This is a genomic window from Pseudomonas cremoricolorata DSM 17059 = NBRC 16634, assembly GCF_000425745.1.
GTDB lineage: Bacteria > Pseudomonadota > Gammaproteobacteria > Pseudomonadales > Pseudomonadaceae > Aquipseudomonas > Aquipseudomonas cremoricolorata.
Map to the genome: position 1 here is coordinate 1 of NZ_AUEA01000019.1, position 11,115 is coordinate 11,115.

An 11,115-nucleotide genomic window follows, 5' to 3' on the forward strand; every position below is an offset into this window, starting at 1 on the left:
GAAACCGACTACGAGAACACCCTCAACTACGCCTACGACGACCACCACATGCGCGAGCTGCGCGTGCAGCGGCTGATCGGCGGCGAGTCGATTTCCACCAGCCCGCAGCCGCGCACCGTGCGCACGCTGTCGCGCTTTCGCATCCTCGGTGAAGACGGCCAGACCCTCACCGTGCGCTGCGCGCAGAACGTACGCGAGTTCCGCAAGGAAAGCCTCAAGCACTACAGCGCCGACCTGACCTACACGCTGCTGCGCAGCGAAAGCGGGCTGAAGATTCAGCGCAAGGTCATCAGCCTGATCAACAGCGACGATGCCCTGGCCGGCATTGGCTACATCCTTTGAGGAGCCGACGATGAACGACGCCTTGCTCGATGTCATCGTCCAGACCCGCGAGGTCCAGGGCGCCGATGTCGCCGTGCTGGAACTGGCGGCGCTCGACGGCCAGGCGCTGCCGCGCTTCGCCGCAGGCGCCCACGTCGATGTGCACCTGGCCCCCGGTGTAGTGCGCCAGTACTCGCTGTGCGGCGACCCGGCGCAGGCCAATGTCTACCGGCTTGGCGTATTGCGTGAGGCGCAATCGCGCGGCGGCTCGGCGGCGGTGCATGCGCAGTTGCAGGCTGGCTCCCTCACGCGCATCAGCGCGCCGCGCAATCTGTTCCCGCTGGTGGCCGACGCGCAGCGCAGCATCCTTCTGGGCGGCGGCATCGGCATCACCCCGCTGATCGCCATGGCCCATACCCTGCACGCCCGCGGCGAGGCCTTCGAGCTGCATTACCGGGCACGCTCGCGCAGCCGCTGCGCGTTCGTCGACGAACTGCTGGCCGCGCCGTTCGCCGCCAGCGTGTTCACCCACTTCAGCGACGAGGACAACGCCCAGCGCCTGGATCTGGCCCAGGTGCTGGGCGACCCCGCCCCCGGCACGCACCTGTACACCTGTGGCCCGGCCGGGTTCATGGACTGGGTGATTGCCGGTGCCCGCGCGCAGGGTTTCAGCGCCGAGCAGATCCACCACGAATATTTCCAGGTCGAGGTCGACAGCGCTGGCGCCGGTTTTGAAGTGCAGGCCGTACGCAGCGGCAAGACGCTTCAAGTGGCGCCCGAGCAGTCGCTGCTGGCGGCGCTGCGCGAGGCCGGCATCGCCGTGGAGGTGTCATGCGAGCAAGGCGTGTGCGGCACCTGCCTGTGCGATGTGCTGGAGGGCGAACCCGACCACCGTGACCACTACCTGACCGATGAGGAGAAACAGAGCAACGAACAGATCGTCGTGTGCTGTTCCCGGGCGCGCAGTGCGCGCCTGGTGCTGGATATCTGAAAACAACAAAAACAATACGTGACGGACAGGCAGGCGCAGACCTGCACGCCTTTGCTGCCGGTGAACCCCTGCCCATGCCCTGTACCGATCACATTTCCAGGACTACCCCATGCAAGCGAAACGGCCGTTACGTGCGAAAACCCTGTGCCTGAGTGTCGGCGCCCTGCTCCCGCTGAGCGCCTGGGCGGATCTTGTGGACGACAGCCACCTGTCGCTCAACTTCAGAAACCTGTACCTGAACCGCAACTTCACCCAGTCCGACGCCCCGGTGTCGAAGGTCGGCAACTGGTCGCAAGGCTTCGACCTGCAATTTGAATCCGGCTACACCGACACGCCGCTCGCGGTGGGTCTGGACCTCAATGGTCAGTACGCCCTGCGCCTTGACTCCAGCGGCAATGACGGCTCGCTGCCGTTCAGTCGCTCGCGGCAAAAAGCTGCCGACGACTATGGCCGCGCCGGTGCCACGCTGAAACTCAAATACGCCAAGACCTTGGTGAAGATCGGCGATCAGAAGCCCAATTACCCAATCGCCTCCAACGACCCCAGCCGCCAGCTCGACACGATCTACCAGGGCGCGGTGATCGAATCACGCGACATCGACCGGCTGACTCTGGTCGGCGGGCGCTTCTGGTCGATCGTTACCCGTGAGTCGTCGAACCACGAGCGGCTGTACCGCTTCGGCACCAGCGACCGCCAGGACAGCGATGGCCTGGACTTCGTCGGCGCCACCTACGCGCTGACCCCAGGCCTGCAAGCCAGCTACTTCCATGGCGTGCTCAACGACATCTATCGCCAGGACTACGGCGGCCTCAAGCACAGCCTGACCTTCGCCGACGACTACCTGCTGAAAACCGACGTCGGCTACTTCAACAACCGCGAGGACGGCGCCGCACGCGGTGGCGCGGTGGACAACCGCGCCTACTACGGCCTGGTCACCTTGGAAAACAACGGCCATATGGTTGGCGCCAGCTACCAGCGCATGACCGGCGACACGGTGTTCCCGACCATCAACGGCTACGTGCCGCAGTTCTACCTGCCGAACTGGGCAGGCCTGCCGTTCATTCGCCCGGACGAGCGCAGCTGGTCGGTGCGCTACGGCTACAACTTCGCCGCTGTCGGCATTCCCGGGCTCAAGCTGTTCACCCGCTACATCAAAGGCACCGATATCGACCGCGGCGCCGGGCTGTCCCGCGACCAGGAAAACGAGCGCGACATCATGCTCTCGTACGTGGTGCAAAGCGGCCCTTTCAAGGATCTGGGCCTGGAGTTGAAAAACCTGCGCACACAGACGCGCTATGGCAACGACTACGACGAGTACCGATTCATCACCTCCTACACCTGGAAATTCTGGTAACGGCCGCGGAGCGCAATCATGTCCAATCTACAGACCAACATCAGCACCGACAGCACCGATACCGACCCAAGCACCCTGCGCCGCATCGTCGTCGCCTCGGTACTGGGCAACGCCCTGGAGTGGTACGACTTCTTCCTGTATGGCACGGCGGCGGCGCTGATCTTCGGCCCGCTGTTCTTCCCCGCCGGCACCGACCCGGTGCTCGGCACCATGGCCGCCTTCGCAGGGTTCGCCGTAGGCTTTCTGGCCCGCCCGCTGGGTGGGCTGATCTTCGGCCACATCGGCGACAAGGCCGGACGCAAGACCGCCCTGGTGATGACCCTGGGCATCATGGGCGCGGCGACCTTCGCCATGGGCCTGCTGCCGACCTTCGAACAGGCCGGCTACCTGGCGCCGATCTGCCTGGTACTGCTGCGCATCCTCCAAGGGGTGGCCTCGGGCGGTGAATGGGGTGGCGGCGTGCTGATGCTCAGCGAAAACGCGCCCAAGGGCCGGGTCGGCTTTTTCGCCGCCTGGAGCCAGTTGGGTGTGTCCGGCGGTTTCGTGCTGTCGGCAGCCGCGTTCTACCTGGTGCAGATGCTGCCCCACGAAGACATGATGAGCTGGGGTTGGCGCATTCCGTTCCTGGCCAGCATCCTGATCTTCGGCGTCGGCGTGTACATCCGCCGGCAGTTGCCCGAGAGCAAGGCCTTCGTCCAGGAGCAGGCGCAGCAGGATGCCCCCAAGCACCTGCCGGCCATGCAGGTATTGCGTGAGCATCCCAAGGCAGTGCTGCAAGCCATGGGCATTCGTATCGCCGAGAACGGCAGTGCGTACCTGTTCCTGGCCTTCACCATCGCCTACGCCAAGTTCACCGGGCTGGACACGCAACTGGTGCTGGCCAGCGTGATGCTGGCGATGATCGTCGAGGCGTTCACCATCGTCTTCTGGGGCTGGCTGTCCGATCGCATCGGCCGGCGCACGGTGTATGCCATCGGTTCGGTGGGGTTGATGCTGCTGGCCTTCCCGTTCTTCTGGATGCTCGATACCCATTCGACCTTCTGGGTGTACTTGGCGGCGCTGCTGGGCATGGCGTTCTGTCATGGCGCGATGATCGGCACCCAGCCGGCGCTGATGGGCGAGCTGTTCCCGGCCAAGGTGCGCTACACCGGCATGGCTATGGGGCATGAGGTGGCCTCGATCTTCTCCGGCGGCCTCGCGCCACTGGCTGCCACCGCGCTGTTCAGCCTGTACCAGGATGCCTGGCCGGTGGCGGTGATGCTGATCGTCATGGGCGCCATCACCACCCTCACCCTGCTGACCATCAAGCCGGGTGAGCACCTGTCCTGATCGACTGTGGGAACGGCTTTAGCCGCGATGGCCTGCGCAGCAGGCCCAATTCAGAGAGCGCGTAGACACCGGGATAGTGCATACGTGGGATTGGGGCCGCTTTGCGGCCCATCGCGGCTAAAGCCGCCGCTCCTATAGAAGAAACCGCTCGAAAGAAATCGCCCATCAAGGAAACCCTGAGCATGTCACACGACTACGAACTGATCCGCTTCACCCTGCGCGTGCGCACCCCGGCGCAGGCCTTGCCCCGGCTGCAACAGGCCCTGGCCGAGGCACGGCAAGGCGTCGAGCTGATCGGTTGCTGGCTCTCGGAGATCGGCCCGCAGAACACTGTGGCGCTGCTGCGCCGCTTCGCCAGCCCGGCCATCAAGGCTGCCGAGCGCAGCCGGGTGCTGGAAGCGGCAGATGCCTTCGGCATTGGCGAGTGGATTCTCGAGCAGCACATCGACGACTACCGCCTGTTCCCCTTCCTCGAACCGCTGGCCCCCGGCGCACACGGCCCGTTCTACGAACTGCGCGAGTACGACCTGGTGCCCTCGGGCCTTGCGCCGACCCTGGCCGGCTGGCGCAAGGCGGTCGGCCCACGCACCGCCCCCGGCTACTCCGCGGTGTTCGCCGCCTTCTACGCCACCAGCGGCCGGGTGCCGCGTTACCTGCACATCTGGCCCTACGCAACCCTCGAACAACGCCTCGAGGTGCGCACCCGCGCCGTCCACGACGGCGTCTGGCCCCCGGAAAACTCCGCGCCGCAATTGCAGAAGATGAATTCGGTGGTGTATCTGCCGGCGGGGTTTTCGCCGTTGCAGTAGACGGTGCCAGGAGAGCGGTGACGAGATGCCTGGAGGGAAATTCGCTAACAGACCTTGAGTAGGAACCATGGACGTCGCCCCACCGGGGCTACCTTCGTTCACCCCCGTGATGAAACGTGTAGATCACCCAATCCGCGGCAACAACCCACCCTGCCTCAAACGCTCGATGAAGTGCTGCATGCGCTGTGCGCGGTAGGCGCTGATGTCTTGCTCGCGGTAGTCGTAGAAACCCACGCCATCGCGCAGGCCGTCGCGCTTGTGGGCGGCGTTGCTGAGCACCTGGGGGGCGGCGGCGAAGCGTTCGCCCAGGTGCTCGGTGAGGTAACGCGAGGCGTGCACCAAGGTGTCGTTGCCGCCCCAGTCAATGAACTCCAGCGGGCCCAGCACCGAGAAGCGCAGGCCCAGGCCGGTGCGCACGGCGGTGTCGATGGCCTGGGCACTTGCCACACCTTCGGCGACCATGCGCGCGGCCTCGTTCATTACCAGCGCTTGCAAGCGCGGAACGATATACCCCGGGACGATGGCGCAGCGCACCGGGACCTTGCCCAGCGCCTGCAGCAGTCGTTCGAAGCGCTGCAACAGCGCCGGATCGACCAGCGGATCATGGCTGATTTCCACCAGCGGCATGAGATGCGCCGGATTGAGCCAGTGGGCGTTGAGCAGCCGCTGCGGCGCGCTGACCATGGGCATCAGTTCGCTGAGCAGAAAGGTCGAGGTCGTCGAGGCGATGATCGCCTCAGCGGGGGCATGCTGGCTGATCCAGCCCAGCGCCTGGTGCTTGATTTGAATGACTTCCGGCACCGCCTCGAACACCACGCTGCTGGCCGCCAGCGCTGCGCCGCTGTGCTGATAGGCAACCTGCTCGATGCGCTCGAGCACCGCCCGAGACTGCTCGGCATCCAGCAACTGCGCAGCCTCAAGACAACTCAGTTGCTCGGCCAAGCTGCGGCGCGCCTGTTGCCACAACGCCGCCTGGGCCTGCGTGTCGCGGGGTTTGAGGTCAAGCAACGCCACCGCGTGCCCGGCCAGGGCGAAGGCCAGGGCAATGCCCTCTCCCATGCGCCCGGCGCCGGCGACGGCAATCACCTCTGCGCGGCTCACGGCCGTGGCCCCTGGGTAAGCAGCGCCTGCATCTGCTCGCGGTCGAGCGCGTCCAGGCCGAGGCGTTCCAGGGTGCGGCCCTGGGCGTAGAGGTCGGTGCCGGTGACGGCACTGGCCAGCGCCAGCAAGCCTGAGGCCAGCGGCGTCGGCAGGCCGATCCAGCGCCCGAGCGAGACCAGCAGCGACAGCCCCAGGCGGGTGTCCTCAAGCATGTAGCGGTGGTTGTGCAGGTCGATCTTCTCGCGCCAGTCACCGCTGTCGGTCAGCTTGCCGTGGGCGCCATGGCCATACATCCACGGCTCGCCCTGCTCGCTGTAGTGGTCGGCCAGGGGAAAGTGCGGCGCGCCATAGCCCAGCGCCTCGCGCAGCGCCATGCGTTCGGCATCCAGGGCGCTGGTGACGCGGCGGATCGCTGGCTGCGTACCTTCATGGTGAATGTCCCAGGCCTCGAAGTGTTCGAGCGGCCCGGCGTTCATCAGGATCAGCGGCGGGTGAATGATCGGCCCTGCGTTCATCAGCGCAGCGCTCAAGGCATCGGCGCAAAGCTCGACGCTGGGATACGCCTGCTTGAGCACCTGCATGGCCTGCGGCGCCAGCCTGGCCGGCAGCACGCCCGTGGGCAGGCGCGTGGCGTAGGCGCTGATCACCAACTGATTGACGCCGTGCTTGCGCACCAGGTACGGCAGTGTGCCGGTCTCGGCGAAGGCCACCTCGGCCGGGTTGGCGCTGTCGCGCAGGGCGTTGGCGAACAAGTAACTGCCAAAGGTGCCAGGCGGCAGGAAGACCACCTGGCCGTCTTCCAGCAAGGGCGCAAGCTGAGCCGCCAGCGCCTCATGACTGGTCGCCGGCAGCGGTATCAGGATCAGCTCGGCGCCGTGCACCGCCTGGGCGAGGTCGTTGTGCAATTGCACCTGGGCGTGTTCGCCGCCGACGCTGACCTGGCGGCTGCCGCGGTAGTCGGTCACCTGCAGGTGGCCGCAAGCGGCCAGCGCCTGCAACGCGGCGCCGTCGCGGCGCCATAAACGGGTGGTGTGGCCACGTTCGGCCATTTCTACGGCGGCGGCATAGCAGCCATGGCCACCGCCCAGCACTGTCACGATCATCGGCGTTCTCCTGGGTGCGGCCGCCGAGCAGCGTCGGCGGCGTAGGTCGGGTTCACTGCGGGTATTCACGTTGCAAGCTGCGGCGGAAGTGTCGGCAGCCCAGGTACAGCAGCGCGATGGCCAGCAGCGAGGCGATGCAGCTGACGATTGCCATCGACTGCCCGACCGCCAGCGGCGAGCCGAAATAGCGGTCGGTGAGCAGCGCCACCAGGGTGGTGCCCAGGCCCAGCGCCAGCAGGTTGCTGATCAGCAGGAACACCGCCGAAACCTGGGCGCGCACCTGGTTGGGCGAAAGAATCTGCATCGCTGCGGTGGAGGCCGGCATCGGGAACGAGGCGAAAAACATCGCCGGCACCAGCAGGGTCACCGACAGCCACAGGCTGTCGACCTGCGAATACAGGGTTGCCGGCACCAGCATGCCCAGCGCGCCGATCACCCCGGTGCGCATGGCGCCGTCGCTGTAGCCGCGCTTGCTCAGGTAGTCGGTCAGCCAGCCGCCGAAGAACACCCCACTGGTGTTGGCCAGCAGGAGGATGGTGCCGAGCATGAAGCCGGCGTCCTGCGGGCTCATGCCGAACTTGCGGATGTACAGTGCCGGCGTCCAGCTCATCATGCAGAACAGCGCCATGGCGTAGAACGAGAAACCCAGGTAGTGGCAACTGAAGGTGGCGCGGTGGCGGCCGATGAAGCGCAGGCCGTCGGTGAGCCTGAGCTTGCGCGGTTGGCCATGCTCATCGAGCTGCGCGCCCTTGCGCTGCGGGTCGCGCACGGTCAGCCAGATCAACAGCCCCACCACCACCCCCGGCAGGCCAACCAGAATGAACGCCAGTTGCCAGGCCTTCATCGCGCCAAGCACCGCCACCTCAATGGTGTCGGCGTTCTTCAGCAAGGCGATGACGTAGGCACCGACCAGAAACGCCACGCCGCCACCGACGAACGAGCCGATGGAATAGATGCCCACCGCGCGGCCGAGTTTGTCCTTGGGGAACAGGTCGCTGAACATCGAGTAGGCCGACGGCGACAACGCCGCCTCGCCCACACCGACGCCAATACGGGCGAGGAACATCTGCAGGAAGTTCTTGCTCAGCCCGCAGGCGGCGGTGGCCAGGCTCCAGAACACCACGCCCAGGGCGATGATCTTCGGCCGCGAGAAGCGGTCGGCCAGATAGGCGATGGGCATGCCCATGAAGGCGTAGAACAAGGAGAAGGCCAGGCCGTGGAGCAGGCTGAACTGGGTGTCGCTGAGGTTGAGGTCGGCTTTGATCGGCTCGATCATCAGCGCCAGGATCTGCCGGTCAACGAACGAGAAGATGTAGGCGATCATGCACAGCACCACTACGTACCATTCGTAGACGTAGCGTTTATGGCGCTGCCCGGTGGGCGAAGCGTTGGCGGGGGTGTTCATCTGTCTGAATTCCTGAGTGAGGACAGCCCGGGTTGCTCTGCCTGGCGCGCAGCCGGCAAAGGCCAGCCGGCGGCAAGCAGAGGTGTGCTAAAGGCAGAAACCTGTCAGTAACAGGCAGACGGCGAAGGTCTGGCGGGGGTATGCGGGGTCATGGCGAAGCCTTTGTTGTTATAGGAATGGCGAAGCGTCGGGTGCAAGGGCTTGGGGTGCGGCGATCACCTGCCGGTGATCGCCGGGGTAAAACGATGCGCTGCCTGGGTTCAGGCGTCCTGCAAGGCCCGCGGACGCTCGCTGCGTTCTTCTGCGGCGGGCGCGTGGGCGGCTTGCAGGTGGAAGTCGAAGGCAAGGTCGGCGAAGGTGTCGCCCTCGACGCCACGGTCGCGGGCCTCGGCCGGATCGGTGACGAACTGCAGCGCACCGATCAGGCCGTCGCGGGTGGCGTAGGCGAAGTCGTCCCACAGGTACTGGTCGCCCTCGAAGTTGATCTGCGTGGTCAGGTGGCGGCAGCCCGGTGCGGAAATGAAGAAGTGCACGTGCGCCGGGCGCTGGCCGTGGCGACCGAGCAGATTCAGGCATTCCTGGGTCGGGCCCTGCGGGTTGCAGCCGTAGCCGGACGGCACGATGCTGCGGGCGCGGTAGCGGCCTTGGGCGTCGGTGACGATGCGCCGGCGCAGGTTGTAGTCCGACTGACGGCTGTCGAAATAGGAATAGGTGCCCTGGGTGTTGGCGTGCCACAGATCGACCACGGCACCGGCCAGCGGCTGGCCTGCTGGGTCGAACACCTGGCCGTGGATGAACAGCACCGTGCCTGGGTCCTGGCCATCGTCCATGCGCGCTTCACCTTCGGACAGCGGCGCCCCGGCCACGTACAGCGGGCCTTCGATGGTGCGCGGGGTACCGCCGGTGAGGCCGGCCTGCTGGTCCTTGGCGTCCTGCAGCAGGTCGAGGAAGTGCTCGATACCCAAGCCCGCTGCGGCCAGCCCGGCCTCGTTCTGCCCGCCCAGGCGGTTGAGGTAGTCCACCGCCTTCCAGAATTCGTTGTCAGTGATCTCCAGGTCTTCGATCAGCCGCGCGACGTCTTGCAGCAGGCGCAGCATGATCTGCTTGAAGCGCGGGCTGCCCTGCTCGTTGCCAAGGCCGGCGACGGTTTCGAAGAAGGCTTGCACCTCGGCGGTGTGGGAGATTTTCACGGTCATGGCTCGTTACCTCGAATTGTTCTTGTCAGGCATACAGGGGTGGCGGGTGGCGCTCAGCGGTCGTCGGCATGGATCGATGAGGGGTGACGACAGAGGCCGTCGATGTCGATCTCCATGTACGGGAACAGCGGCAGTTGCATCAGGGTGTCGTGCAGGGTTTCGACGTCGGCGACATCGAACACGCTGTAGTTGGCGTAGTGCCCGGCGATGCGCCACAGGTGGCGCCAGGTGCCCTCCTGTTGCAGGCGCTGGGCCAGGGCCTTTTCCTCGGCCTTGAGCTGGGCGGCCTTGGCCGGGTCCATGTCGAGCGGCAGCTTCACGGTCATCTTCACGTGGAACAGCATGGCAATCTCCTTGTGGCAAACAGCCTAACGGCGGGCGAAGCGCGCCAGGCGGGTTTCATCGAGGGTCAGCCCCAGGCCTGGGGTGGCGGGCACGTGGAGGGCGAAATCGCGGTACTGCGGCGCCTCGTTGACGATTTCTTCGGTGAGCAGCAGCGGCCCGAACAGCTCGGTGCCCCAGGTCAGCTGGCGCAGGGTCAAGAACGCATGGGCAGAGGCCAGGGTGCCGACCGAGCCTTCCAGCATAGTGCCGCCGTACAGCGCGATGCCTGCCGCTTCGGCGATCTGCGCGGTGCGCAGCACGGCCCGCGGCCCACCGTTCTTGGCGATCTTCAGGGCGAACACGCTGGCAGCACCGGTGGCCGCCAGTTGCAAGGCGTCGTCGACGCTTTCGATCGACTCATCGGCCATGATCGGCGCCGGGCTGCGCTGGTTCAGGCGCACCTGGCCTGCGCGGTTGATGCGTGAAATCGGCTGTTCGATCAGGTCGACGCCGTGGTCACCCAGCACCTGGCAGGCACGGATCGCCTGCGACTCGTCCCAGTACTGGTTGACGTCGACGCGCACGCTGGCGCGATCGCCCAGTTCGCGCTTGATGGCGATGACGTGGTCGAGGTCCTGTTGCAGCGGGTTGGCGCCGATCTTGAGCTTGAACAGGCGGTGACGGCGAATCTCGAGCATGTGCTCGGCTTCGGCGATGTCCCGTGCGGTATCGCCGCTGGCGAGCGTCCAGGCCACTTCCAGGCTGTCGCGCACGCGCCCGCCGAGCAGCTCACTGACCGCCAGGCCCAGGCGCTTGCCCTGGGCATCGAGCAAGGCGCTTTCCAGGCCCGACTTGGCGAAGGTATTACCCTTGGCGATGAGGTCCAGGCGCAGCATGGCGGCGTTGATGTTGCCTGCCGGCAAACCGATCAGGGCCGGGGCCAGGTAGCGGTCGATGTTGGCCTTGATCCCTTCCGGGCTTTCATAGCCGTAGGCCAGGCCGCCGATGGTGGTGGCCTCGCCGATGCCCTCGACGCCATCGCTGCAGTGCAGGCGGATGATCACCAGGGTCTGTTGCTGCATCGTGTGCATCGCCAGCTTGTGCGGGCGGATGGTCGGCAGATCGACGATCAGGGTGTCGATGCGTTGGATTACAGGATTGCTCATTGCCAGGGCTTCTCGT

The 11,115-nt window shown here is 65.9% G+C and carries 11 protein-coding genes; 5 read left to right on the forward strand and 6 right to left on the reverse strand.

What is annotated here, in order from left to right; genetic code table 11:
- The 5 genes from H618_RS0118440 to H618_RS0118460 form a co-directional block, all read left to right on the forward strand.
- On the forward strand, nt 1-342 hold a 342-nt coding region (locus tag H618_RS0118440), incomplete at its 5' end, for an aromatic-ring-hydroxylating dioxygenase subunit beta (RefSeq protein ID WP_028696469.1).
- A 10-nt stretch (nt 343-352) separates the two neighbouring features.
- The gene (locus tag H618_RS0118445; RefSeq protein WP_028696470.1) at nt 353-1,312 is read left to right on the forward strand and encodes a PDR/VanB family oxidoreductase; all 960 of its coding nucleotides are present in this window, start codon (nt 353-355) and stop codon (nt 1,310-1,312) included.
- A 109-nt stretch (nt 1,313-1,421) separates the two neighbouring features.
- Nucleotides 1,422-2,666 carry an OprD family porin gene (locus tag H618_RS0118450; protein WP_028696471.1) on the forward strand — a complete coding sequence of 415 codons (1,245 nt, stop codon included), beginning with the start codon at nt 1,422-1,424 and terminating at the stop codon, nt 2,664-2,666.
- An 18-nt stretch (nt 2,667-2,684) separates the two neighbouring features.
- A complete protein-coding gene (locus tag H618_RS0118455) occupies nt 2,685-3,995 on the forward strand; it encodes an MFS transporter (RefSeq protein WP_028696472.1) in 1,311 nt (436 codons plus the stop codon).
- A gap of 182 nt (nt 3,996-4,177) precedes the next feature.
- Entirely contained in the window at nt 4,178-4,804 is a 627-nt protein-coding gene (locus tag H618_RS0118460) for an NIPSNAP family protein (RefSeq protein WP_028696473.1), read from the forward strand.
- Nucleotides 4,805-4,927: 123 nt separating this feature from the next.
- On the opposite strand, the gene H618_RS0118465 is transcribed toward H618_RS0118460, so the two are convergent.
- The 6 genes from H618_RS0118465 to H618_RS0118490 form a co-directional block, all read right to left on the reverse strand.
- Nucleotides 4,928-5,905: a 3-hydroxybutyryl-CoA dehydrogenase gene (locus H618_RS0118465; RefSeq protein ID WP_028696474.1), complete on the reverse strand. Its 978-nt coding sequence runs from the start codon at nt 5,903-5,905 to the stop codon at nt 4,928-4,930.
- Nucleotides 5,902-7,008, reverse strand: coding sequence for an NAD/NADP-dependent octopine/nopaline dehydrogenase family protein (locus tag H618_RS0118470; protein ID WP_028696475.1), 1,107 nt, complete (start codon nt 7,006-7,008; stop codon nt 5,902-5,904). Before H618_RS0118470 ends, H618_RS0118465 begins: the two co-directional genes overlap by 4 nt.
- Nucleotides 7,009-7,060: 52 nt before the next feature.
- Nucleotides 7,061-8,413 carry a spinster family MFS transporter gene (locus H618_RS0118475; protein WP_028696476.1) on the reverse strand — a complete coding sequence of 451 codons (1,353 nt, stop codon included), beginning with the start codon at nt 8,411-8,413 and terminating at the stop codon, nt 7,061-7,063.
- 260 nt (nt 8,414-8,673) lie between these two features.
- Nucleotides 8,674-9,609, reverse strand: coding sequence for a catechol 1,2-dioxygenase (catA, locus tag H618_RS0118480; protein WP_028696477.1), 936 nt, complete (start codon nt 9,607-9,609; stop codon nt 8,674-8,676).
- A gap of 53 nt (nt 9,610-9,662) precedes the next feature.
- Entirely contained in the window at nt 9,663-9,953 is a 291-nt protein-coding gene (catC, locus tag H618_RS0118485; RefSeq protein WP_028696478.1) for a muconolactone Delta-isomerase, read from the reverse strand.
- Between the two features lie 24 nt (nt 9,954-9,977).
- The gene (locus tag H618_RS0118490; protein WP_028696479.1) at nt 9,978-11,099 is read right to left on the reverse strand and encodes a muconate cycloisomerase family protein; all 1,122 of its coding nucleotides are present in this window, start codon (nt 11,097-11,099) and stop codon (nt 9,978-9,980) included.
- Between the last annotated feature and the right edge of the window lie 16 nt (nt 11,100-11,115).

Coding starts and splice junctions, on each gene's coding strand:
- H618_RS0118445 (WP_028696470.1), top strand. CDS start 353: ATGAACGACGCCTTGCTCGATGTCATCGTCCAGACCCGCGAGGTCCAG.
- H618_RS0118450 (WP_028696471.1), top strand. CDS start 1,422: ATGCAAGCGAAACGGCCGTTACGTGCGAAAACCCTGTGCCTGAGTGTC.
- H618_RS0118455 (WP_028696472.1), top strand. CDS start 2,685: ATGTCCAATCTACAGACCAACATCAGCACCGACAGCACCGATACCGAC.
- H618_RS0118460 (WP_028696473.1), top strand. CDS start 4,178: ATGTCACACGACTACGAACTGATCCGCTTCACCCTGCGCGTGCGCACC.
- H618_RS0118470 (WP_028696475.1), bottom strand. CDS start 7,008: ATGATCGTGACAGTGCTGGGCGGTGGCCATGGCTGCTATGCCGCCGCC.
- H618_RS0118475 (WP_028696476.1), bottom strand. CDS start 8,413: ATGAACACCCCCGCCAACGCTTCGCCCACCGGGCAGCGCCATAAACGC.
- catA (WP_028696477.1), bottom strand. CDS start 9,609: ATGACCGTGAAAATCTCCCACACCGCCGAGGTGCAAGCCTTCTTCGAA.
- catC (WP_028696478.1), bottom strand. CDS start 9,953: ATGCTGTTCCACGTGAAGATGACCGTGAAGCTGCCGCTCGACATGGAC.
- H618_RS0118490 (WP_028696479.1), bottom strand. CDS start 11,099: ATGAGCAATCCTGTAATCCAACGCATCGACACCCTGATCGTCGATCTG.